We start from the raw sequence: 25,112 nt of genomic DNA, 5'->3' as shown, positions 1-25,112 counted from the left end.
GGCTTTTTTAGAGTGACAAACAATGAGAGGCAACTTTGAGCAATAAAATTGTTACCCTAGAAATCAATCTAGAACCTTCAGATAACCGCCGTTTGGCAAGCCTTTGCGGTCCTTTCGACGACAATATTAAACACCTTGAACGCCGCTTAGGTGTCGAAATCAGCTACCGTGGCAACTTTTTTACCATCGTGGGTAAACCTCACACGTCCGCAGCAGCTCTTGAAATCATCAAGACCTTGTATGTCAATACCGCTCCTGTGCGTGGCAACATCCCGGATGTTGAGCCTGATGAGATCCACTTAGCGATCAAAGAAACGGGTGTATTAGAACAGAACCTTGAGTCTGAATTTGAACACGGTAAAGAAGTGTTTATTAAGACCAAGAAGGGCGTCATCAAGCCGCGTACTCCGAACCAAGGTCAATACTTGATGAACATGGTTACTCATGACATCTCATTTGGTATTGGTCCTGCTGGTACTGGTAAGACCTACCTCGCGGTTGCTGCTGCCGTAGATGCATTAGAACGGCAAGAAATTCGTCGTATTTTGCTCACCCGCCCAGCTGTAGAAGCTGGAGAGAAGCTAGGCTTCCTACCTGGTGACTTAAGCCAAAAAGTCGACCCATACCTTCGTCCACTATACGATGCCCTTTTCGAAATGTTAGGCTTCGAAAAAGTAGAAAAACTGATTGAGCGTAACGTTATTGAGGTTGCACCGCTGGCTTACATGCGTGGTCGTACGTTAAACGACGCATTCATCATCTTAGACGAAAGCCAAAACACAACCGTAGAACAGATGAAGATGTTCTTAACGCGTATCGGCTTTAACTCTCGCGCTGTGATTACCGGTGATATCACTCAGATTGACTTGCCTCGCGGCGCGAAGTCTGGCCTGCGCCATGCTATCGAAGTATTAAGCGAAGTGGATGACATCAGCTTTAACTTTTTCCAAGCTGATGACGTTGTACGCCACCCGGTTGTCGCCCGTATCGTTAACGCTTACGAAAAGTGGGAAGCGCAAGACCAAAAAGAGCGTAAAGATTTCGAGAAAAAGCGTCGCGAAGAGAGAGAAGCAAAGCTACTAGAAACAGCAAAAGCTGAGCTCTCTAAGCAAGTCCAAGCAGAAGCATCTGAAGGTAAATAATGAGTATTGAACTCGACCTACAATTTGCAGTCGAAAATGAAGAAGGCTTACCAAGTGAGCAAGATCTTCAAACTTGGCTGGATAAAACAATCATCCCGTTCCAAAAGGATGCTGAGTTAACAATCCGTATTGTGGATGTGGAAGAAAGCCACCAGCTCAATCACGAATATCGCGGTAAAGATAAGCCAACTAACGTGCTTTCTTTTCCATTCGAAGCGCCTCCAGGTATGGAAATCAACCTACTGGGTGATTTGATCATCTGCCGTCAGGTCGTAGAGCGTGAAGCCGTAGAGCAAAATAAACCTCTTATGGCTCACTGGGCGCATATGGTTGTACATGGTAGCTTGCATCTGCTAGGTTATGATCATATCGAGGATGACGAAGCCGAAGAGATGGAGTCACTCGAAACAGAAATCATGCAAGAGATGGGTTTTGAAGACCCATACTTAGCTGAGAAAGAGTAGAAGCGAAAGCCACGTAAACAGGCATTTTCATCCTGAATGCGTATATCCCCTTTCGTTTCTATGAACGTGTGCTATCACACATCTGATAGCGTTACTTAAATGAGAAACAATGAACGAAGACAATTCGCCCTCTTCTCTAGAAGGTAAGAAAGAAAAATCTGAAGGTCCGAGTAGAAAGTCCTTCTTCGGACGCCTAGGTCAATTATTCCAAGGTGAACCAAAAGATCGCCAAGAGCTTGTGGAAGTGTTCCGTGACTCTGAGGAAAATGACCTAATCGACCACGATACCCGCGACATGCTCGAAGGTGTTATGGAGATTTCTGAAATGCGAGTGCGCGACATTATGATCCCACGCTCGCAAATGGTTACGGTTGACCGTAGCGACGATTTAGACGCTCTAGTCAACTTGATCACTGACGCACAGCACTCACGCTACCCAGTTATCAGTGAAGACAAAGACCATGTAGAAGGTATTCTGTTAGCGAAGGACTTACTAAAGTATTTAGGCTCTCAAAGTGCGCCATTTGATATTGAGCAAGTGATCCGCCCTGCGGTCGTTGTTCCTGAAAGTAAGCGAGTCGATCGCCTACTTAAAGAGTTCCGCGAGGAACGTTATCACATGGCGATTGTCGTAGATGAGTTCGGTGGGGTTTCTGGTCTTGTGACTATCGAAGATATTCTTGAAGAAATCGTTGGAGAAATCGAAGATGAATTCGACGATGAAGAAGAACTCGATATCCGCAAACTGAGTAAACACACCTATGCAGTTAAAGCACTTACCACCATTGAAGAGTTCAATGAAACCTTCAGCACTTCTTTCAGCGATGATGAAGTGGATACAGTGGGAGGCATGGTAATGACAGCGTTTGGTCACCTACCTTCACGTGGTGAAGTCGTAGAGATTGAACACTACAGCTTTAAAGTTACCTCTGCAGATAACCGTCGTGTGTTACAGCTACAAGTAACTATTCCAGACGAAGAGTCTCTTCCGGAACCTGCCGAAGAGTAACGCTAATTTCCCTTGTGGGATATTCAGAAAAGATAACGATGTTAAATACTCTTTTTCATCGCCTAAAACGGCCGCTTGCGGCCGTTTTTGTTGGCGCGATAACCACACTAGCTTTTGCTCCATACCAACTCTGGCCATTAGCCATTCTCTCCCCTGCTCTATTATTGCTGCTTATTCATCAGCAAAGCGCAAAACGAGCTTTATGGATTGGTTATGCTTGGGGCATCGGCCAATTTGCCACTGGTATCAGTTGGGTTCATATCAGTATTGATAATTTTGGCGGTATGCCCAAGATAGCCAGTGTATTCCTAATGACGTTATTGATCGGTTATTTAGCCATCTATAGCGCTCTTTTCACTTGGGCACTGAACCGATTCTTCCCTCAATCAAATAGAACTCGTTTACTGCTAGTCGCTCCTGCTCTTTGGCTTATTGCTGATTGGCTACGCGGTTGGGTAATGACAGGTTTTCCGTGGTTATGGCTTGGCTACAGCCAAATAGAAAGCCCGCTGGCTAATTTTGCACCAATCGGAGGTGTAGAGTTACTGACGTTATTTGTTGTACTAAGTGCTGGAGCTATCGCTTACGCATCACTGCATCGCCAATGGCTGCATTTAGTTATCCCTGCCGTAATCTTATCGGCTGGCTATGGGCTAAAAGCGGCAAGTTGGGTGACGCCAAACCCTGATAGCAGTACTAAGCTCGCATTGATTCAAGGCAACATTGCTCAAGAACTAAAATGGCTACCAAGCGAACGCTGGCCAACCATTATGAAATATACTGACTTAACCCGTGAAAACTGGGATGCAGATATTATCATTTGGCCAGAAGCTGCCATCCCAGCTTTTGAGTTTGAAATTTCGTCTTTCCTGCGCAACTTAGATTCCGCCGCCAAACTCAACCAAAGTGCAGTAATTACCGGCGTGGTAAACCAAGGGGAAAATAGAAAGTTCTATAACAGTATCCTAACTGTCGGTGAAACCGCCTACGGTGATTATAGTTACGACATGAACCAACGCTATCATAAACACCACCTCCTGCCTTTCGGTGAGTTTGTACCATTTGAAACCATTTTAAGACCACTGGCTCCGTTCTTTAACTTGCCAATGTCATCTTTTAGCCGAGGTGACTTTGTTCAACAGAACATCGACGCCAGTGGAAAACAAATGGCGCCCGCGCTGTGCTACGAAATCATCTTTAATGAGCAAGTACGCCAAAACGTTAACGACGATACAGACTTCATCCTTACGCTCTCAAACGACGCATGGTTTGGCAGCTCGATTGGCCCACTGCAACATATGGAAATCGCGCGAATGCGTGCTTTAGAGTTAGGTAAGCCTGTCATTCGTTCCACCAATAATGGCGTAACGGCAGTGACAGACTATCAAGGTCATGTGGTCGCTCAGATTCCTCAGTTTGAAACAGGTGTGTTAAGAACCGAGATCATTTCCACTGAGGGGCAGACGCCTTACCGCCAGGTAGGTACTTGGCCACTCTATATCTGGGTATTGTTGAGCTTAGCCATCGGCTGGAAAATGAGAAGCAAACACTCAGATTCATAAACACCAAAGGGCTGACACAAAATGTCAGCCCTTTTCATATTTGGTGAAAATTGAGCCTGCATTATGGTTTCAGCGCTTGGCGACTAAAGCCTTTGCAGCCACACTTAGTGCATGGAATGATAATCGTTGGGTGGTTGTATTCCGTTTTATGGCCGCAGTCATCGCAAACCAACGAGCCCAAGCCTATGACTTCGCCAGCTTCGTACAAGCCTTGATGATCCAGATCCTCGAACAATTCAACCCATTCCACTTTAGTTCGATCAGTAATCTCCAACAAGCCTTGCCAGATGGAGTCAGCAATCATCAAGTAAAACGGACCACTTTTTGAGTCTTCATAGTTGTCAGCAAACTCTTTTAAATCCGACTTCACGTAAGCAGAAACCAAAGCCAGCTCATCTTTGGTTAAGTCATTGGCTGCATTAACAACTTTACCCGAGGTTTCTAAAACGTGGTTAACTTCATCAGGGCTATGTTTGAGAGCTTCGACCACGTCTTCAAACATCTCCTCATAACCTGTTTTGCGTTTTGGCATCGCTAACCTCCTTTTCGATTCACTGATGCACATTCATAAAGCCAGTTAAAGGCAATAAACATCACCATCTTTACGTGATTTGAGTGGGTATTGGCTATTGTTGTGCCCCTCTCCTTTAGGTATTCTATGACGATCTATTAATGTCTGTTCTAACCGAACTCACAAATTCCAAGATAACCGGATATCATCGATGCAAGAACAATATAACCCGCAAGATATTGAACAAAAAGTTCAACAGCACTGGGATAACAACAAGACCTTTGTTGTAAGTGAAGACCCAAATAAAGAAAAATTCTACTGTCTATCAATGTTCCCATACCCAAGTGGCCGACTGCACATGGGTCACGTGCGTAACTACACTATCGGTGATGTGGTATCTCGTTTCCAACGCCTACAAGGCAAAAACGTAATGCAACCAATTGGTTGGGATGCGTTTGGTCTTCCTGCAGAAAACGCAGCGGTAAAAAACAACACTGCACCTGCACCATGGACTTACGAAAACATTGAGTACATGAAGAACCAACTTAAGCTTCTAGGCTTTGGTTACGACTGGAACCGTGAGTTCGCAACGTGTACACCTGAGTACTACCGTTGGGAGCAAGAGTTTTTCACTAAACTTTACAACAAAGGCCTAGTTTACAAGAAGACGTCATCAGTTAACTGGTGTCCAAACGACCAAACTGTTCTTGCAAATGAGCAGGTTGAAGATGGCTGCTGCTGGCGTTGTGACACGCCTGTAGAGCAAAAAGAAATCCCGCAGTGGTTCATTAAGATCACTGAATATGCTCAAGAACTACTAGACGATCTAGATAACCTAGATGGCTGGCCTGAAATGGTTAAGACCATGCAGCGCAACTGGATCGGTCGCTCTGAAGGTGTAGAACTTAAGTTTGAAGTGAAAGGTCAACAAGACCTAGAAGTTTACACAACACGTCCAGACACACTAATGGGTGTGACTTACGTAGGTATCGCAGCAGGTCACCCTCTAGCGGCAGTAGCAGCTGAGAACAACCCAGAGCTAGCAGCCTTCATCGAAGAGTGTAAGAACAACAAAGTAGCGGAAGCTGAGCTTGCGACAATGGAGAAGAAAGGTATGGCGACTGGCCTTACTGCTATTCACCCATTGAACGGTCGTGAAGTGCCAGTTTACGTCGCTAACTTCGTACTAATGGACTACGGTACAGGCGCTGTAATGGCAGTACCTGCACATGACCAACGTGATTTCGAGTTCGCAACTAAGTACGGTCTGGATATCATCCCTGTAATCAAGCCTGCTGACGGCAGCGAGCTAAACATCGCTGAAGAAGCATACACTGAGAAAGGTGTGCTGTTTGACTCAGGCGAGTTCGACGGTCTTGAGTTCCAAGCGGCATTTGATGCAATCGCAGCGAAGCTAGAAGCAGAAGGCAAAGGTACTAAGACAGTTAACTTCCGTCTACGTGACTGGGGTGTTTCTCGTCAGCGTTACTGGGGTGCTCCAATCCCAATGGTAACCACTGAAGATGGTGAAGTTCACCCAGTACCAGCAGACCAATTACCAGTCATTCTTCCAGAAGACGTGGTAATGGACGGTGTAACTAGCCCAATCAAAGCTGACAAAGAATGGGCGAAGACAACATTCAACGGCGAACCTGCTCTACGTGAGACAGATACATTCGATACGTTCATGGAATCTTCTTGGTACTACGCACGTTACTGTTCACCACAAGCTGACGACATTCTAGATCCAGAAAAAGCAAACTACTGGCTACCAGTAGACCAGTACATCGGTGGTATCGAGCACGCTTGTATGCACCTACTGTACTCTCGCTTCTTCCATAAATTGCTACGTGACGCAGGTTACGTAACGTCTGACGAGCCGTTCAAACAGCTTCTATGTCAAGGCATGGTTCTAGCGGATGCGTTCTACTTCGAGAACGACAAAGGCGGTAAAGAGTGGGTTGCTCCAACTGACGTTGCTGTAGAGCGTGACGGTAAAGGCCGTATCACTTCAGCTAAAGACAACGAAGGCCGTGACGTAACACACTCAGGCATGATCAAGATGTCTAAGTCGAAGAACAACGGTATCGACCCGCAAGAAATGGTAGACAAATACGGTGCTGATACAGTACGTCTATTCATGATGTTTGCATCTCCTGCAGACATGACGCTTGAGTGGCAAGAGTCTGGCGTTGAAGGTGCAAACCGCTTCCTGAAACGTGTGTGGAAGCTAGTGAACGAGCACGCATCAAAAGGCGCAGCAGAAGCAGTAGATGCAGCAGCACTTTCTGGTGACCAAAAAGCACTTCGTCGTGACGTGCATAAGACAATCGCGAAAGTGACTGACGATATCGCTCGCCGTCAAACGTTCAACACGGCTATCGCTGCAATCATGGAACTGATGAATAAGCTGGCGAAAGCACCTCAAGAGTCTGCGCAAGATCGTGCAATCCTTGATGAAGCACTAAAAGCCGTGGTTGCAATGCTTTACCCAATCACTCCGCATATCTCTTACGAATTGTGGACTGTACTAGGCGAGTCAGATATCGACAACGCAGTATGGCCAACATTCGACGAGAAAGCGCTTGTTGAAGACGAGAAAACTATTGTAGTTCAAGTTAACGGTAAGCTACGTGCGAAGCTGACAGTACCAGCTGATATCTCGAAAGAAGATATCGAAGCGCTAGGTCTAAACGATGAGAACGTTACTAAGTTCACAGAAGGCAAAACAGTTCGTAAAGTTATTTACGTACCAGGTAAACTTCTGAACATTGTGGCGAACTAATCGCAGATAAATAAGTCATAAGCAGGGCAACTCATTGCCCTGCTTTATTTATCTTAAAGTTCTAACCAGTCATCACTGTATAGAGCAGTAAGATAAGTAAACCCATAACCGAGAGCTATTAATCTATGTTTCGCCGTGTATTGCGCCTGTTTTCTGATTCCACTGCAAAGCTCACTTCTGTTGTACTCATTGCAAGCCTATTGGCTGGTTGTGGCTTTCACCTACGCGGTGATTACTCAGTTCCTGATGAACTCAATACATTATCTCTGACCAGTTATGACCCATACAGCACCTTTACCCGTATGATGAAAGGTCAGCTGCGCCTGAGTGAAGTGGATATTGTCCCACCCGCAGCTAACGTACCTAATCTTCACCTAGTAAGTGAAGGTGTTGGTGAGCGTACATTATCTTTATACCAAAACACTCGAGCAGCAGAAAAAGAGATCACCTTCCGAGCCTCTTATCGCGTAACCATTCCCGAAGTTGGTGCAAAGACGTATTCAACCAGTGTAACGCGAAGCTATCTAGATAACCCGCTAAGTGCACTAGCAAAGTCGGTTGAGCGTGACATGATTGAAGACGAAATGCGTAAACTTGCTGCAACACAAATTGTTCGCCAGATGGCTCGATTGAGAGCAGATATCGAGCACGATGAACTCAATGATGAAGCAGAAGAATTGTCATTAAAAGATGATGATGAACAGTATCGCATCAAAACCTTTTCGACTGACTCAGTAGGTCAGTAAGAGGTACTAATGCGCATTTTCGCCGATCGACTTTTGGAGCAGCTGAACAAGCAGCTCCACCCAACCTACCTCCTTTTTGGCAATGAACCTCTTCTCCTACAGGAATCGCGTCAAGCTATTCAAAAAAGTGCCTTTTCCCAAGGTTTTGAAGAACGCCACCGATTTGCGGTAGACAGCTCATTTGACTGGAATGTTGTTTATGACTGTTGCCAAGCGATGAGCCTATTCTCTGCTCGCCAAATAATCGAGTTAGAGCTTCCGGAAGCAGGGGTTAACGCCTCTATAGCCAAAGAGTTGCTAGCGATCGCTGATTTACTCCACGAAGACATCATTCTTGTCGTTATCGGTACCAAACTCACCAAAGCGCAAGAAAATGCCAAGTGGTTTAAAGCTCTTTCAACAAATGGCTGCTGGGTAAATTGCCTCACACCTGATATTCAGCGTTTACCTCAGTTCGTTCAAGCTCGCTGTCGTGCGCTCAATCTAAAGCCAGATCCAGAAGCGGTCCAAATGCTGGCACAGTGGCATGAAGGCAATCTATTTGCGCTAACGCAAAGTTTGGAAAAATTGGCATTGCTCTACCCCGACGGGCAATTGAATTTAATTCGATTAGAAGAGTCCCTCAGCCGCCATAACCATTTTACGGCTTTCCACTGGATTGACGCATTACTCGCAGGTAAAGCAAATCGTTCCCAACGCATTATGCGTCAACTCGAAGCTGAGGGAATTGAGATTGTTATTCTCGCTCGGACCATTCAAAAAGAATTGTCCCAACTCCTTGCCATGCTGCAGATGATGCAAACTGAGCCAATTAATCGAGTGTTTGAGTCTTACAGAATCTGGCAATCTAAGCGCCCGCTCTACTCTGCTGCCTTAAACCGATTATCTATCGCTAACGTAAGCGAGCTTTTACAACTGTTAGCCAAGATTGAAATATTGACCAAAACTCAATACGACCAATCCAGTTGGCCACTATTACACCAGTTAAGTACTCAAATGTGCTTACCTCAGGTGAAGCTATAAAAAGCGTGATATACTGCGCCGCCTTTTGGGGAGAGCCCCATATAAGAACCAAATTGAACTAACGAGGACAACACCTTGCAACTTGAAGAACTGAATGATTTCTTAGTAGACAAAGCCGATGATATGAAAGCTCAAGACATCAAAACTATTGATGTTCAAGGTAAATCAAGCATTACTGACTACATGATTATCTGTACGGGAACTTCAAAGCGTCACGTATCATCAATCGCAGATCACGTGGCTAAAGAGTCTAAATTAGCAGGTATCGTACCTTTAGGTATTGATGGCGAAGCGGAAGGTGAATGGGTTGTTCTAGATATGGGCACAACTATCCTCCATGTTATGCAAGAAGAGCAACGTGAGCTTTATCAATTAGAGAAGCTTTGGGGCTAAGCAATGAAACTACAATTGATTGCCGTAGGCACAAAAATGCCAAAGTGGGTGGAAGAAGGTTTTCAAGAGTACAAACGCCGCTTCCCTCATGACATGCCACTGGAACTGATTGAAATTCCAGCAGGAAAGCGTGGGAAAAACGCCGACATTGCAAGGATTCTGCAAAAAGAAGGCGAAGCTATGCTTGCAGCCGTGCCAAAAGGCAATCGAATTGTTACGCTAGATATTCCTGGGAAAAAATGGGATACGCCGCAACTTGCCGAACAGCTTGAAAGTTGGAAGCTTGACGCAAGGGATGTGTCTATTTTGATTGGTGGCCCAGAAGGTCTCGCTCCTGCATGTAAAGCAGCTGCCGACCAGAGTTGGTCTCTATCAGCACTAACTTTACCTCACCCTCTAGTCCGTATTGTGATGGCGGAAAGTTTATACCGAGCGTGGAGCATTACTGCCAACCACCCATACCACCGAGAATAATCTATCCATGTTACGGAAGCGCTCCCAAATAAGGGACTATCAAGAAGAAGCACGACTATTTAAAAGTCGTGCTATTGTCGCTTTTATGGGCATAGTTACCATGATGGGGCTTCTGGTAACGAACTTGTACAATATTCAAGTTAACCAGTTCCAAGACTACAAAACGCGCTCAAACGACAACCGTATCAAAGTTGTACCTATCGCACCAAACCGCGGCTTGATCTACGACCGCAATGGCCAATTACTGGCAGAAAACCGACCGGTTTTTAGCTTAGAAATCACGCCAGAAAAAATTAAGGACATGGATGAGACCATTGCGAACCTGCAAGAAATCTTGACCATAACCCCAGAGCAAGTTGAACGCTTCAAAAAAGAACGTCGTCAAACGCGCCGCTTTAAGTCCGTCCCAATCTTGACCCAGCTCACTCCGGAACAAGTCGCAAAATTTTCCGTCAACCAGCATAAATTCCCTGGCGTGTCGGTCAATGCAGCGCTCAAGCGTCATTACCCGTATGGTGAAGTGCTCACTCACGTCATTGGTTACGTATCTCGTATTAATGACAGAGATATGCAGCGACTGATCCGCGAAGAAAAAGATGCCAACTATCAAGCTACGCGTGATATCGGAAAACTAGGTATCGAACGCTACTATGAAGACCTATTACATGGCACCGCTGGCTATCAAGAAGTCGAAGTCAATAGCCGTGGTCGCATCATTCGAACACTTAAGTATGTACCACCAGTACCAGGTAAAGACATCGTTCTAAACCTTGATATCGACTTACAGCTCTATATACATGAACTGTTAGCGGACCGACGGGGTAGCGCTGTTGTACTCGACCCGAAAGACAATGGAGTCTTAGCTATGGTATCGAGCCCTAGCTACGACCCCAATGCCTTTGTCCATGGTATTTCTGGAAAAGCTTACCGAGCACTGCTCAATGACAAAGATCGCCCACTGGTGAACCGCGCGACATTAGGCATTTACCCTCCTGCGTCAACAATCAAACCTTTTATGGCGGTTGCTGCTTTGCAGGAAGGCGTTATCACTCCATATACCACACGTAACGACCCGGGTTATTGGAAAATTCCAAATTCTAAAACTCGTCCATTCCGTGACTGGCTTCCATGGGGTCACGGTAAAGTCGATATCGTCAAATCTATTGAGGAGTCAGTCGACACCTTCTTCTACCAAATTGCCTATGACATGGGTATCGACAGGATCTCCAATTGGATGATGATGTTTGGTTTTGGTGATTACACAGGTATCGATATTCGTGAAGAGAGTAAAGCGAACATGCCTACTCGCGAATGGAAAATGGCTAGACACCGTGTGCCTTGGTATCAAGGGGATACTATCCCTGTCGGTATTGGCCAAGGCTATTGGACCGCTACACCAATGCAAATTGCCAAAGCCACGTCGGTGCTGGTCAACCGTGGTACTCGCATTGCTCCACACTTATTACGTGCCACCATTGTGAATGGTGAGCGTTTTGACAAACAAGAGCTGTCTGGTCTGGAAACCTATACTTATCCACCAATCGAAGGTGTAAAAGAAAAGTACTGGGATATGGCGATTGAAGGCATGCGTCTAGTAAACCACGGTAAGAAAGGCACCGCGCGTAGATCTTTCGTTAACACAGAATATGTCAGTGCAGGAAAATCAGGAACAGCGCAGGTCTTTGGTCTAGGTGAGGATGAAAAATACAACGCAGACGAAATCGCGGAACACCTAAGAGATCACGCTCTGTTTACTGGATTTGCCCCAATTGAAGACCCCAAAATTGTCGTAACCATCGTCCTCGAAAACGCAGGTGGTGGCTCCAGCAATGGTGGCCCTGTCGTACGCCGTGTCTTTGACCATGTACTCGTAGAAAAGAAAGAGGCTGATAAATAATGGATTTTGATCCTTCAACTGGCCAGAACCGAGCTCTATTTGAGCGCTTCCATATCGATTTGCCTCTACTGCTCGGCATTCTAGTACTGATGGGGTTCGGACTTATCGTGATGTACAGCGCGAGTGGTCAGAGTCTCGCGATGATGGATCGCCAAGCAATGCGTATGGGGTTATCACTGGGCGTGATGTTCTTTCTTGCTCAAATTCCTCCACGCACGTACGAAAGCCTTGCGCCATTAATGTTTGCTGGCGGTATCATGCTATTGCTCGGGGTACTCTTCTTTGGTGAAGCCTCTAAAGGTGCACAGCGCTGGTTGAATCTCGGTTTTGTTCGCTTCCAGCCATCCGAACTACTCAAACTAGCGGTACCTTTGATGATAGCGCGCTATATAGGTAAACGAGCCCTGCCGCCAACGTTCCAGACTTTAGTTCTTTCGTTAGTGATGGTTTTTGTTCCGACGATCCTAATTGCAAAACAACCGGATTTGGGTACATCAATCCTTATCGCTGCGTCAGGCATCTTTGTTATTTTCCTCGCCGGTATTAGCTGGAAAATCATCTTTGCTGCAGCCTGTGGTCTCGGTGCTTTCTTACCTATTCTTTGGTTCTTCTTGATGCGCGAGTATCAAAAAGTACGCGTAAGAACTCTATTTAACCCAGAGTCAGATCCACTTGGCGCAGGTTATCACATCATTCAGAGTAAAATAGCTATTGGTTCTGGTGGACTTGCGGGTAAGGGTTGGTTGCAAGGAACTCAATCACAATTAGAGTTCCTGCCAGAACGCCACACTGACTTTATTTTTGCAGTAATTGCTGAAGAATGGGGCTTAATTGGCATTCTAGCTCTGCTCAGCATCTACCTTTACATCATTGGACGCGGCTTATATCTGGCCAGCAAAGCTCAAACGGCTTTTGGACGCATGATGGCAGGCAGTATCGTTTTAAGCTTCTTCGTTTACGTATTCGTAAACATTGGTATGGTGAGCGGTATTCTTCCGGTTGTTGGGGTGCCTTTACCGCTAATCAGCTACGGCGGCACATCAATGGTGACATTAATGGCAGGCTTCGGCATCCTGATGTCTATACACACCCACAGAAAAGCGTTTTCTAAGGCAACATAATATGAAAAACAAATCACTGCTGGCGTTCGCATGCACGAGTATCATTCTGGCGGGTTGTTCATCATCACCATCTAAGCGCTACTCGATTGATGATGATGTCGCACCGGAGAAACCAATCTCTGTCGACCACATTGAAGATGCGGTTCCACAGTATGAACCCTATAGTTTAGGCGGCAACAAGGATTACACCCTGCGTGGCAATCACTATAAGATAGTTAAAGACTCAACAGGGTTTAGCGAAGAAGGCATTGCATCGTGGTACGGTAAAAAATTCCATGGTCACCTTACTTCTAATGGCGAAATCTATGACATGTACTCCATGACAGCGGCACACAAAACGCTGCCATTACCTAGCTATGTTGAAGTGACCAACAAAGACAACGGCAAAACAACGATCGTTCGAGTCAATGACCGAGGTCCATTTCACCCAGGTCGTGTTATTGACCTTAGCTACGCGGCCGCAACCAAGTTGGATGTGATAAAAACCGGAACGGCTAATGTCTCGATACGCGTGATTAAAGTCGACAAACCGACCGAAGCGCATAAACAGCAAGCATTACCAAAATTCGTGGTACAAGTAGCTTCGTCACAACATCCCGAACGAGTGCGAACTTTAGCGCAAGACTTAGGTCAAAAGCTTGCGGTAGAGAGTTATGTAGGCTCAGAGAAAAACGTCCACCGAGTACTTCTTGGACCTTTCAATGACTACATGCAAACTCAAAAAACATTAGAACAAGTAAAAACACTTGGCTATCCAAGTGCATTTATTAAATCCTTGTAGAGTTAATCCTCCAAGCTAATGCAACGACACTAGCTTGGAAGAGTGATTCTGTTAAGATATGGACAGTTAAAGATAAACCTGTAGTCAATATGAAAAAAACAACGCTAATTAAATCCGTTTTTGCGTCTTCTATTGCGCTTTCTGCAACTTTCGCAACTTCTACTTTCGCGACGCCAATTGTTGTTCCAGATGCACCACAAATTGCTGCTAAAGGCTATGTGCTGATGGATTTCCATTCAGGCAAAGTTCTTGCCGAAAAAGAGATGAACACTAAGTTGTCTCCAGCAAGCTTGACCAAAATGATGACCAGTTACGTCATCGGCCAAGAGCTTGAGCGCGGCAATATCTCACTTCAAGACGATGTCACCATAAGCAAAAACGCTTGGGCGAAAAACTTCCCGGACTCTTCAAAGATGTTCATTGAAGTTGGTACGACCGTTAAAGTTGAAGACTTAAACCGCGGCATTATCATTCAATCAGGCAACGATGCTTGTGTGGCAATGGCTGAACACATCGCTGGTTCTGAAGATGCATTTGTTGATCTGATGAACGCGTGGGCTGATACCATTGGCATGAAAGACACGCACTTTGCTAACGTGCACGGTCTAGACAATCCAGATCTGTACTCTACGCCATACGACATGGCACTTCTTGGCAGCGCTCTTATCCGAGACGTGCCAGACGAGTACCGAATCTACTCTGAGAAGAAATACACTTACAACGGCATTACCCAGTACAACCGTAACGGTCTACTTTGGGATAAGAGCATGAACGTTGACGGCATCAAAACAGGCCACACAAGTAATGCAGGTTACAGCCTAGTAAGCTCAGCAACCGAAGGTAAAATGCGCTTAGTTGCTGTAGTAATGGGTACTAAGAATGCGAATGCTCGTAAGTCAGAAAGTAAAAAGCTACTAAGCTACGGCTTCCGCTTCTTTGAAACAGTTGCACCACACAAAGCAGGTGAAACCTTTGTTGAAGAGAAGATCTGGATGGGTGACAAAGATATGGTTGCTCTAGGTCTTGACCAAGATACATACGTAACACTGCCTCGTGGCCAAGCTAAAAACCTAAAAGCTAGCTTCGTACTTGAAAAAGAGCTAGAAGCCCCAATTAGTAAAGGTGACGTAGTTGGTAAGCTATACTATCAACTAGAAGGCGAAGATGTCGCACAGTACCCACTTCTTGCTCTTGAAGACGTAGAAGAAGGTAGTCTGTTTAGTCGTCTATGGGATTACATCGTAATGCTGTTTAAGAGCTTCCTGTAATTCATAACGAATTCATCGAAAAAGCCGCTTAATAGCGGCTTTTTTTATCACATTGGCTTCATCGCTGATGTATTGAGATTTAACGTTATTAGCAGTACTATTCCGCGCTGCTAAAAAATCTGTTCAACTTGGAGTGTCCTATGCTGACTATTAACTCAGATGCAAAACTGAAAGACCTGCTAGAGTTCCCATGCTCATTTACCTACAAAGTAATGGGTTATGCAAAACCTGAACTACCAGAAAAGGTTCTTGAAGTAATCCAACGTCATGCTCCAGGCGATTACAGCCCAGTTGTAAAACCTAGTGCAAAGGGCAACTACCACTCAGTGTCGGTAAACATCACCGCGACTTCGATTGAGCAAGTTGAAACTCTCTACAAAGAGCTAGGTGAGATCGATATTGTTCGCATGGTTCTATAATATTTTTTGAGTTATTCAATTTTTTTTGAAAGCAGCGAAAGCTGCTTTCTTTTTAGATATCAGATAGATAATAATCCTGCAGAATCTCTAGGGTTAAAAATGTGTTACTGGTATATAGTTGATTCTGTGGATCCAGTTTATAATCTTTCAACTTTATGACTCGACGATAGGATCAGCGATGCAAAACCAGCTTGTAGTGAAGTATCTAGGTCGGCAGGATTACCAGCCAATCTGGCAAGCGATGCATGACTTTACTGATACCCGAACTGAAGAAACCAGCGATGAAATTTGGCTTGTAGAGCACAACCCAGTTTTTACTCAAGGGCAAGCAGGCAAAGCTGAGCACCTTTTAAACACAGGTGATATACCGGTAGTCCAAAGTGACCGTGGTGGCCAAGTAACCTACCATGGCCCAGGCCAGCTAGTAGCTTACTTTTTGATTAACCTTCGTCGTAAAAAATTGGGCGTTCGCGATCTCGTTACTCATATTGAGAACCTCGTGATCAGCACTCTTAAGCATTACAATATCGAATCAGCAGCAAGACCTGACGCTCCTGGCGTCTATGTCGACGGTAAAAAAATCTGCTCTCTAGGGCTAAGAATCCGTAAAGGCTGCTCATTCCATGGTCTAGCATTAAATGTAAACATGGATCTCAGCCCATTCTTACGCATTAACCCTTGTGGTTATGCCGGAATGGAAATGGTTCAGGTGAGCCAATTGGGTGGACCAAAAGATCTAGAGCAAGTAGAAAAGACATTAGTCGATGAACTTGTGACTCTGCTAGGTTACGAGCAAGTAGAATTCAGCACAGAAGCTCCTTCTGTACGATAAGAAGTAAAGAGAAGCAAAAGAAGCATGAGTAAACCAATCCAAATGGAAAAAGGCGTTAAGTACCGCGACGCTGACAAAATGGCATTGATTCCAGTAAAAAATATGCCAACCGAACAGAAAGAAGTTCTGCGTAAACCTGACTGGATGAAAATCAAGCTACCAGCAGATAGTCAACGTATTCAGGACATTAAGTCTGCGATGCGTAAAAACAATCTGCACTCAGTTTGTGAAGAAGCCTCATGCCCTAACCTTGCTGAATGTTTCAACCACGGTACTGCTACCTTTATGATCCTAGGTGCAATCTGTACCCGTCGCTGTCCATTCTGTGATGTTGCTCATGGCCGCCCTCTGGCGCCAGAAGCGGAAGAGCCGAAAAAGCTGGCAAAAACCATCCAAGACATGAAGCTAAAATATGTGGTTATTACTTCGGTTGACCGCGACGATCTCCGTGATGGTGGTGCTAAGCACTTTGCTGACTGTAACCGTGAAATCCGTGAGCTAAACCCGCACATCAAAATTGAAACTTTGGTCCCTGACTTCCGTGGTCGTATGGATGTCGCACTTGAGCTTCTTAAAGACAATCCACCAGATGTCTTTAACCATAACCTAGAGACAGCCCCACGCTTGTATCGTAAAGCACGCCCTGGCGCGAACTACAAATGGTCTTTGGATCTACTGAAAAAGTTCAAAGAGCAGCACCCTGATATCCCAACTAAGTCTGGCATCATGATGGGCTTAGGTGAGACCAAAGAAGAAATCGTCCAAGTACTGAAAGATCTTCGTGAGCACGGCGTGACTATGCTGACTTTAGGTCAATACTTAGCGCCAAGTCGTCACCACTTACCGGTTGAGCGTTACGTACCACCTTCAGAGTTTGATGAACTAAAAGAGATCGCACTTGAGCTTGGCTTTACACATGCAGCATGTGGTCCATTTGTACGTTCTTCATACCACGCCGACCTTCAAGCACAAGGTGTAGAAGTAAGCTAATTGAAGTACTCATATTGTCGAAAGGCTGACTGAATAAGTCAGCCTTTTTTTTATGGAATCTTGAATGAGACAGAGCTCTTCTATAGGCTTAGTCTATGACTATTACAAAACCTAGAATAAGGTAATCTTTCCAAGGATCAAATATGAAAAAGTTGGGATTAGCTGCAATCGCTCTCGCTGCACTTTCAGTAGGCTGCGCTTCAAATACAAAGCAAGATAATTTTCGTGAAGCTTCTTTTGAGCTTTGTAACACTGAAGTAGATATCTACTCCGTCAGTGATGATGGTCGTGTAAGAATCGTTTGTTCAGACGGCTCTAAATTCGCTCTAACAAGTGAAGATACGCTAGAAACCATGCGCGATATTAATATCGACTACTGTGACGGAGAAGGTCTAGGTAAATTTAACGAGAGCAGAAAATACTACTCGTTCAAGTGCAAATCAGGAACATTACTGAGCATTTCAAAATAAGCTCGGTACACCATTACTGAAAGGGTTGATGTAAAAACATCAGCCCTTTTTGTTTTATGTATCATCTTCAAGAGATTCCCTACTCGCTCCTTCGTCACTCTATGGAATGACAAAAAACCAAGATCAAAAAAGGGCTCAATGAGCCCTTTCAAAATAGTTTCAAAGTAGATGGACGAAATTCAAGGAGCTCACACGGAGTTTGCGCTAGCAAATGAGTATGTGCGACACAGAAGTTCGTTCACTCTACGAAGAAAAATTAAGCATAAACTGGTAGACGCTTACAGATCTCGAGTACTTTCGCTTTCGTTGCTTCGATAACTTCCTCGTTGCCGATGTTATCTAGAACGTCACACATCCAGTTCGCTAACTCTTTCGCATCTTCTTCAGTGAAACCGCGGCGAGTGATTGCTGGAGAACCTACACGGATACCTGAAGTAACGAATGGGCTACGTGGATCGTTTGGAACTGAGTTCTTGTTTACAGTGATGTTTGCTGCGCCTAGTGCCGCATCTGCATCTTTACCTGTAATATCTTTGTCGATTAGGTCGACTAGGAACAAGTGGTTTTCAGTACCGTTAGATACGATTTTGTAACCACGCTCTTGGAACTGAGCAACCATCGCTTTTGCATTCTTAACTACGCGAGCTTGGTACTCTTTGAACTCAGGTTCCATTGCTTCTTTGAACGCCACTGCTTTACCAGCGATAACGTGCATTAGTGGACCACCTTGACCGCCAGGGAATACTGCTGAGTTCAGCTTCTTGTACATCTCTTCGCCAGCGTTAGACAGGATTAAACCACCACGTGGGCCTGCTAGTGTTTTGTGCGTTGTTGTTGTCACAACGTGCGCGTGTGGTACTGGTGTTGGGTAAACACCTGCAGCGATAAGACCCGCTACGTGCGCCATATCTACGAATAGCCAAGCACCTGCTTTGTCTGCGATTTCACGCATGCGAGCCCAATCTACGATTTGAGAGTAAGCTGAGAAACCACCGATGATCATCTTTGGTTTGTGCTCTAGGGCAAGTTGCTCCATTTCATCGTAGTTGATTTGGCCAGCTTCATCGATACCGTAAGGAATTACGTTGTAGTGCTTACCAGAGAAGTTTACTGGTGAACCGTGAGTCAGGTGACCACCGTGCGCTAGGCTCATGCCTAGAACTGTGTCGCCTGGATTCAGAAGAGCCATGTAAACAGCGCTGTTTGCTTGAGAACCAGAGTGTGGCTGTACGTTTGCGTATTCACAACCGAAAAGCTCACATGCACGATCGATAGCAAGAGCTTCTGCTTTATCAACGTACTCACAACCACCGTAGTAGCGCTTGCCTGGGTAACCTTCAGCGTACTTGTTAGTTAGCTGAGAACCTTGAGCTTCCATTACACGTGGGCTTGTGTAGTTCTCAGAAGCGATAAGTTCAATGTGTTCTTCCTGGCGAAGAGTTTCTTCTTGGATTGCTGCGAACAGTTCCGCATCGTAATCTGCGATGTTCATATCACGCTTTAGCATCTGTATCTCCTGACTCAGATTAAGACTTAAAAATTGCAAAAAAACTGATTTCTGACCTCAATACCGACGTTTTTAACCGACGCAAACGTTTGCATTAAGCTAATGACGCGCATTCTACATAATTTGATCTGGGTCATAAAGAGAAAATTGAATTTTTTCTCATGCAGTTTTTTCATAATGAATTACAAGGATCGTCATGTTGACACTTTTTACGCCTCTCACTGAGACAAGTGTCAAATCTATCCTTTACACCCCGTAAAACGATAATTACATAGGTTTACCTTAAATTTGCCTCTCAAGCTACCGAAATCCTTATTTTTTAAATAGTATGCACGCCATTATTTACTGGTTAAATTTCAAATTGATGGAAAAACACTCAAGAAAAGAAGACTGGGTCGCAATTCTTACTGGCACATTTTTAGTCGCTCAAGGTGTCTTCTTCTTACAATCCGCTTCTTTACTGACTGGCGGAACTACGGGCTTAGCATTATTAGTTAGCCAATTTGTATCGATTTCATTCGGTACGCTTTATTTTATTGCTAACTGTCCATTCTATTTATTGGCCTGGAAGCGCTTTGGGGCACGATTTGCGTTTAATAGTGCCGTTTCCGGTGCTTTAGTCTCTATTTTTGCCGACCACCTCTACCTAGTGATTAGCTTAGATACCATTAATGAAGTGTACTGCGCAGTTGCAGGTGGACTACTGATGGGATTAGGCATGTTGATTTTATTCCGCCATCGTTCGAGCTTAGGTGGATTCAACGTTTTGTGTCTATTTATTCAAGACAAGTTTGGCATTTCGGTGGGTAAATCTCAGCTAGCCATCGACTTTTGTATCTTAGTTGCCTCTTGCTTCTTCGTTTCACCAGAAGTCATTGGTCTATCGATTCTTGGCGCTATTGCTCTAAACCTTGTACTGGCAATGAACCATAAACCAACTCGCTACTCCGTGAATTACGGCTAGTAACTACCGCTCATAAAATTAAGGGTTGATGCATCAGCATCAACCCTTTTCTTTTTAACTCAATTCTCCATGAGAGGTTCGCGCTTTCACGTCATGGCTGAGCTCTTTGTTTAGCTCTGCTTCTACATGACCTGGTGATTGTGTACTTGCCGAAATCAAGCGGTACATAGCAGGAATAACGAACAGAGTAACTAGCGTGGCAAAAGCCATACCGAAGAAAATCACAGTACCGACAGCCACTCGGCTTTCATAGCCTGCTCCAGTAGACACAATCAAAGGAATCGCCCCCGCCAGTGTCGTAAACGCAGTCATCATGATTGGACGCAAACGGCGAGCCGATGCATCTACAATTGCTTTTTCAAACTCGATACCTCTATCACGAAGTTGGTTAGCAAACTCAACGATTAAAATACCATTTTTGGTCACCATACCTATCAGCATGATCATACCGATTTGGCTATAGATGTTGAGCCCCTGCCCCATCAAGAATAATCCAAGGAATCCACCAAACACGCCCATAGGAACCGTGAACATCACCACCAGCGGGTTAATAAAGCTTTCAAATTGAGCAGCAAGAACCAAGTACGCAACCAACAGAGCCAAAGCAAAGACCACTAAAATGCTCGATTGATTCTCTTTGTAATCTTTCGATTCTCCGGAGTAGCTGACGGAAATATCCCCCGGAAGTAACTCAATCGCTTGCTGATCTAAAAAGTCGAGAGCTTCGCCAAGCGTGTAGCCATCGGATAAGTTGGCCGTAATCGTAATCGCCTTTTGCTTGTTGTAGTGCGAAAGACGAATGGATGAAGCCACCTCTTCAATCTTAGTCACGGCATCAAGAGTGACTAACTCGCCAGAAGCAGTGCGCATGTAGATTTGGCTCAGATCAGCGGCGTTATTAAAGCTATCTTCATCACCTCGCAGATAAACATCGTACTCTTCACCACGTTCGACAAACGTAGTTTCACTCTTACCACCAAGCATAATCTCAAGCGTGTCGGAAATATCCGAGACTCGAATACCCAGCTCTGCTGCGCGCTGCTTATCCACTGTGACGACTAACTCAGGCGTTTTTTCGGAGTAATTGATGTCTGCACCTTCCATATAAGGCGACTCTTCCGCTAATCGCTCCAATTTTTCCGCCCATTGTTTTAACTCTGGGTAATCACTACCGCCTAAGACAAATTGAACCGGCTCACTCGAACCACCTCGGAAACCGGGCATGAATGGGAAGACGCGAACATCAGGGATACCAGCCAACGCCTTACGGACTTGGCCAAGCGCCTGCTGCGCAGTGACATCACGGTCATTCCAGTCCTCTAAGATCATGATAACGAAGCCCGTTTGGTCACCTGCGTTACCGCCAAAGGCAGGCGACTGAATACTGAATGATTTCAAGAAACCTTGACCAAGCAAAGGCATCAAGCGCTCTTCAACAATATCCATATTCGCCGACATGCGGTTATAACTGGTCGCATCAGCGCCACGAACAAAAGCAAAGATTACTCCCCGGTCTTCCGATGGTGTGAGCTGCGCTGGCACTTGCTGCATTAACCCCCAACTACCGCCAATACAAGCAAGGATGACAAGTGGCGCAGCCCATTTCCATTTCAGTGCCGCTTTTAGAACTTTACGGTAACCTGATTCAAGATGGCCAAACATACGGTCAATAAACAGGTTAAAGCGGTTCGGTTTTACGTTAGCTTTTAGAAGCTTGCTCCCCAGAACCGGAGTTAGCGTCAAGGCAATCAAAGATGAGAAGATAACCGACATTGCCAGTAATACTGAGAACTCAGTAAACAAGAGACCGACCATACCATCCATAAAGGATATCGGTAGGAAGACCATTACTAAAACCAGCGTAGTGGCGATCACCGCAAAACCTACCTCTCGCGTGCCTTTGTACGCAGCGAGCAGCGGCTTTTCACCATTTTCGATGTGGTGGAAAATGTTCTCGACGACAACGATCGCATCATCGACAACCAGACCGATTGATAGAATCAATGCCATCAAGGTGATCAGGTTAATTGAAAAGCCAAAGTAATACGCAGCAATGAAAGAGGAAATTAAGGATACTGGCACAGTCACCGCAGGAATCAGAGTTGCCCTGACTTGACCAATAAAGATGTACAGGACGAGAATCACCAATCCGCCAGTAATAAAGAGTGTGCTATATACTTCGGCAATCGAGCGCTCGATAAACACTGTAGAGTCATAATCGATAGCTAAACGAGTTCCCTCCGGCAAAAATTGCTGAATGCTCTTTACTTCCGCGTGAACTCGATCTGCAACTTCCAGTGGGTTCGCATCAGATTGAGGCACTATCCCCATACTCACATTGACTACGCCATCACTTTTGAAAGTGGAATTTTCGTTTTCCGCTCCTATGTATACGTCTGCCACATCTCTTAAATAGATTGGCGAATTATCACTGGCACGCTTAACCACCAAGTATTCGAAATCTTCGGCTTGGTTATAGCTGCGCGCCGTGCGTACCGACATAACAATTTGGTCATTACGCACTTCGCCCCCTGGGCTTTCAATATTTTCGCTGCGTAATGCTGAAGTAATGTCGGATGTGGTGACGCCTCGACCTGCCATTTGCTCTGGCTTTAGCTTAACGTACATCACTTTGTACAAACCGCCAGAAATATCCACTGAGCTAACACCTGATATCAAGCTAAAGCGGTCCATCAAGACACGCTCAACATAATCAGTAAGCTGAGTGCGATCCATTTCAGAAGAGCTTAAGTTAATGTAGAGAGAGGCTTCTCCGGAACCATTGTTCTTAAACACAACAGGGTCATCAGCTTCATCAGGCAGTGAGCGCTGGGCACGGGCAACGGCATCTCGAACATCACTTACCCCTGTATTTAAGTCATAGCCTAAATCAAAGGTAATCGTAATCCGCGACATACTATTGCGGGTTGTCGAGGAGATTTCATCGATACCGCTTATCCCCGATAACTGGTCTTCCAGTACTGAGGTGATTTGGCTTTCAATGATGGTGGCAGATGCCCCTTCATAACGCGTGCTGATCGATACAACAGGGCTTTCAATGTCAGGCATCTCACGTACAGCGAGCTTACTGAACGAAACAATACCAAACACGCAAAGCAGCAAGCTTAATACTAGCGCTGCGACTGGTCTTTTTACGGACACATCAGAGAGCAACATGATTACTTGCCCTCTTGATGATTTGGCTCGCCTTTGGGACGTCCATCGCTGCCTAGTTCGGCGACCGTAACGCCATTACGCATATTGACGATACCTTGAACGACAATCTTGTCACCGATAGACAATCCGTCTTCAATCACAACTAAGTTATCAACGCGCGCACCTAAAATCACCTGGGTTCGAACGGCTTTATTGTCTTCACCGACGACGTACACATATCGTTTAGTACCGGAATACTCAAGCGCTTGAACCGGAATGATCGGAGCTTCAATCGCTGGGAAATCCATATCAGCAGAAACTAACATGCCAGGCTTTAACTTTTGCTCTCTATTTTCAAAGTGAATTCGAACTCGGAGGTTTAATGTTTCTTGATTAATCCGCGAATCAATTCCGACCACTTCACCTTCAAAAACCAAACCTTGCCATGCAGCCGTTGTCGCCTTTACTTGCATCCCTTTACTCAACTGAGACAAATAACGCTCTGGCACTTGCAAATCCAATTGCATCACAGATAGGTCATCAAGCGACAATAGTTCGGAGCCCGCACTTACAAGCTTTCCTCGGCTAAAATCAATAAGCCCCACCGTACCGGCAAAAGGTGCGCTGATATGTAGGTCCTTTAAGTTTGCATTAGCGGCATCCAAGCGAGCTTTTGCAATGTCTACACTTGCTTTCTGAGCATCAATTTCAGTTTGCGTAATTGCATTGCGCTTAACTAATCGCTCAAACTCTTTCAGTTTACGCTGCTCATCTTTGAGATACGCTTGTGCCTCCGCGACGGCTGCTCGCGCTTTATCATCATCTAGTTGAACGAGGAGCTGGCCTTTGCTCACCTCTTGATTTGCTTTAACCGCGATCACATCAACCTTACCAGCAATTTCAGGTGCAATAATGACGGATTGATCGGCCGCTAACTTACCGACAAGTGAAAGAGATTGAGAAACTTGGTGGGTTTGCACTTGCTCGGTAACAACAGTCACAGATGATGGACCTTGCCTCTTAGCCAAAACACTTGGCGACGCGGCGATAATAGACAAGGATATTAGACTCAGAACAATTTTGTTTTTCATGTTGGTATTCTGCATAGATTAACTCTGTTTATTGTATCCCTTTATACGCAACTGGAACGTCAAGTAATGTAAAGAGGAATAAATATTATGTAAGCAAAGCCGTTGATTGTTTGAGCTTAATGGTCATTTCCTGCCACCTTTGCCCAAAAAGGCACCATTCGATTCAAAATTATAAGAAAACGCTTTACAGCTTGAGCGAGTTTGCTATGATTCGCTCCGCACTTGAGAGTTGTGTTGGGAAAACAAAGCTTAAGTATAAAAATACCCTGGAGGGGTTCCCGAGTGGCCAAAGGGATCAGACTGTAAATCTGCTGGCACTGCCTTCGATGGTTCGAATCCGTCCCCCTCCACCATATTTATTCTTGTGACTTACTTTAGGTGAACAACCTTTTGATAAGTTGTGGGAAACACTTGATTAACGTGTTGGGAAAACATTAGTTAAGGATAAAAATACCCTGGAGGGGTTCCCGAGTGGCCAAAGGGATCAGACTGTAAATCTGCTGGCAC

General features: G+C 45.1%; 22 protein-coding genes and 1 tRNA gene. 19 read left to right on the top strand and 4 right to left on the bottom strand.

Features of this window, described 5'->3' with window-relative positions:
- The first annotated feature begins 35 nt into the window (after window positions 1-35).
- From AC4MRV_RS08865 to lnt, 4 genes are all read left to right on the top strand, one after another.
- Window positions 36-1,142, top strand: coding sequence for a PhoH family protein (locus tag AC4MRV_RS08865; protein ID WP_491187065.1), 1,107 nt, complete (start codon window positions 36-38; stop codon window positions 1,140-1,142).
- Window positions 1,142-1,606, top strand: coding sequence for an rRNA maturation RNase YbeY (gene ybeY / locus AC4MRV_RS08860; RefSeq protein ID WP_491187064.1), 465 nt, complete (start codon window positions 1,142-1,144; stop codon window positions 1,604-1,606). The genes AC4MRV_RS08865 and ybeY overlap by 1 nt, the downstream gene beginning before the upstream one ends.
- Before the next feature lie 109 nt (window positions 1,607-1,715).
- Window positions 1,716-2,615 (top strand): CNNM family magnesium/cobalt transport protein CorC, encoded by a 900-nt coding sequence (corC, locus tag AC4MRV_RS08855; protein ID WP_491187063.1) that lies wholly within the window; start codon window positions 1,716-1,718, stop codon window positions 2,613-2,615.
- Between the two features lie 38 nt (window positions 2,616-2,653).
- On the top strand, window positions 2,654-4,177 hold the full coding sequence (gene lnt / locus AC4MRV_RS08850) for an apolipoprotein N-acyltransferase (RefSeq protein ID WP_491187062.1): 1,524 nt from the start codon (window positions 2,654-2,656) through the stop codon (window positions 4,175-4,177).
- Between the two features lie 61 nt (window positions 4,178-4,238).
- On the opposite strand, the gene AC4MRV_RS08845 is transcribed toward lnt, so the two are convergent.
- The gene (locus AC4MRV_RS08845) at window positions 4,239-4,709 is read right to left on the bottom strand and encodes a zinc ribbon-containing protein (RefSeq protein ID WP_491187061.1); all 471 of its coding nucleotides are present in this window, start codon (window positions 4,707-4,709) and stop codon (window positions 4,239-4,241) included.
- Window positions 4,710-4,899: 190 nt separating this feature from the next.
- Here AC4MRV_RS08845 and leuS point away from each other — a divergent pair, with 190 nt between their 5' ends.
- From leuS to AC4MRV_RS08780, 13 genes are all read left to right on the top strand, one after another.
- Window positions 4,900-7,473 (top strand): leucine--tRNA ligase, encoded by a 2,574-nt coding sequence (leuS, locus tag AC4MRV_RS08840; RefSeq protein WP_491187060.1) that lies wholly within the window; start codon window positions 4,900-4,902, stop codon window positions 7,471-7,473.
- Window positions 7,474-7,598: 125 nt separating this feature from the next.
- Entirely contained in the window at window positions 7,599-8,219 is a 621-nt protein-coding gene (locus AC4MRV_RS08835) for an LPS-assembly lipoprotein LptE (protein ID WP_491187059.1), read from the top strand.
- A gap of 9 nt (window positions 8,220-8,228) precedes the next feature.
- Window positions 8,229-9,242, top strand: coding sequence for a DNA polymerase III subunit delta (gene holA / locus AC4MRV_RS08830; RefSeq protein WP_491187058.1), 1,014 nt, complete (start codon window positions 8,229-8,231; stop codon window positions 9,240-9,242).
- A 75-nt stretch (window positions 9,243-9,317) separates the two neighbouring features.
- Complete coding sequence (gene rsfS, locus AC4MRV_RS08825) at window positions 9,318-9,635, top strand: ribosome silencing factor (RefSeq protein ID WP_491187057.1); 318 nt, start codon at window positions 9,318-9,320, stop codon at window positions 9,633-9,635.
- A gap of 3 nt (window positions 9,636-9,638) precedes the next feature.
- Entirely contained in the window at window positions 9,639-10,109 is a 471-nt protein-coding gene (gene rlmH, locus AC4MRV_RS08820; protein WP_159738148.1) for a 23S rRNA (pseudouridine(1915)-N(3))-methyltransferase RlmH, read from the top strand.
- A gap of 7 nt (window positions 10,110-10,116) precedes the next feature.
- Window positions 10,117-12,006 carry a penicillin-binding protein 2 gene (gene mrdA / locus AC4MRV_RS08815; protein ID WP_491187056.1) on the top strand — a complete coding sequence of 630 codons (1,890 nt, stop codon included), beginning with the start codon at window positions 10,117-10,119 and terminating at the stop codon, window positions 12,004-12,006.
- On the top strand, window positions 12,006-13,127 hold the full coding sequence (rodA, locus tag AC4MRV_RS08810) for a rod shape-determining protein RodA (RefSeq protein ID WP_491187055.1): 1,122 nt from the start codon (window positions 12,006-12,008) through the stop codon (window positions 13,125-13,127). Before mrdA ends, rodA begins: the two co-directional genes overlap by 1 nt.
- Before the next feature lies 1 nt (window position 13,128).
- Window positions 13,129-13,908 (top strand): septal ring lytic transglycosylase RlpA family protein, encoded by a 780-nt coding sequence (locus tag AC4MRV_RS08805; protein ID WP_491187054.1) that lies wholly within the window; start codon window positions 13,129-13,131, stop codon window positions 13,906-13,908.
- 89 nt (window positions 13,909-13,997) lie between these two features.
- Complete coding sequence (locus AC4MRV_RS08800) at window positions 13,998-15,176, top strand: serine hydrolase (RefSeq protein ID WP_491187053.1); 1,179 nt, start codon at window positions 13,998-14,000, stop codon at window positions 15,174-15,176.
- 140 nt (window positions 15,177-15,316) lie between these two features.
- Window positions 15,317-15,595, top strand: a complete 279-nt coding sequence (gene ybeD, locus AC4MRV_RS08795) for a DUF493 family protein YbeD (RefSeq protein WP_008081427.1) — start codon at window positions 15,317-15,319, stop codon at window positions 15,593-15,595.
- Window positions 15,596-15,773: 178 nt separating this feature from the next.
- On the top strand, window positions 15,774-16,427 hold the full coding sequence (gene lipB / locus AC4MRV_RS08790) for a lipoyl(octanoyl) transferase LipB (RefSeq protein ID WP_491187052.1): 654 nt from the start codon (window positions 15,774-15,776) through the stop codon (window positions 16,425-16,427).
- A 24-nt stretch (window positions 16,428-16,451) separates the two neighbouring features.
- Window positions 16,452-17,417: a lipoyl synthase gene (lipA, locus tag AC4MRV_RS08785; protein ID WP_491187051.1), complete on the top strand. Its 966-nt coding sequence runs from the start codon at window positions 16,452-16,454 to the stop codon at window positions 17,415-17,417.
- Window positions 17,418-17,560: 143 nt separating this feature from the next.
- Window positions 17,561-17,887, top strand: a complete 327-nt coding sequence (locus tag AC4MRV_RS08780) for a hypothetical protein (protein WP_008081420.1) — start codon at window positions 17,561-17,563, stop codon at window positions 17,885-17,887.
- Window positions 17,888-18,143: 256 nt separating this feature from the next.
- Here the strand turns inward: AC4MRV_RS08780 and glyA are convergent, their stop codons facing one another.
- Entirely contained in the window at window positions 18,144-19,394 is a 1,251-nt protein-coding gene (glyA, locus tag AC4MRV_RS08775) for a serine hydroxymethyltransferase (protein WP_491187050.1), read from the bottom strand.
- Window positions 19,395-19,758: 364 nt separating this feature from the next.
- Between glyA and AC4MRV_RS08770 the strand changes: the two genes are divergently transcribed.
- Window positions 19,759-20,358, top strand: a complete 600-nt coding sequence (locus AC4MRV_RS08770) for a YitT family protein (RefSeq protein ID WP_491187049.1) — start codon at window positions 19,759-19,761, stop codon at window positions 20,356-20,358.
- 54 nt (window positions 20,359-20,412) lie between these two features.
- On the opposite strand, the gene vexH is transcribed toward AC4MRV_RS08770, so the two are convergent.
- The gene (gene vexH, locus AC4MRV_RS08765) at window positions 20,413-23,535 is read right to left on the bottom strand and encodes a vibriobactin export RND transporter permease subunit VexH (protein WP_491187048.1); all 3,123 of its coding nucleotides are present in this window, start codon (window positions 23,533-23,535) and stop codon (window positions 20,413-20,415) included.
- Window positions 23,536-23,537: 2 nt separating this feature from the next.
- Window positions 23,538-24,605 carry an efflux RND transporter periplasmic adaptor subunit gene (locus AC4MRV_RS08760; protein ID WP_491187047.1) on the bottom strand — a complete coding sequence of 356 codons (1,068 nt, stop codon included), beginning with the start codon at window positions 24,603-24,605 and terminating at the stop codon, window positions 23,538-23,540.
- 268 nt (window positions 24,606-24,873) lie between these two features.
- Between AC4MRV_RS08760 and AC4MRV_RS08755 the strand changes: the two genes are divergently transcribed.
- A tRNA-Tyr gene (locus tag AC4MRV_RS08755) sits at window positions 24,874-24,958 on the top strand.
- Window positions 24,959-25,112: the final 154 nt, after the last annotated feature.

It is taken from the genome of Vibrio sp., from assembly GCF_984391705.1.
The sequence above is the reverse complement of the archived record's forward strand: the minus strand, read 5'-3'. Positions and strand labels throughout refer to the sequence as shown.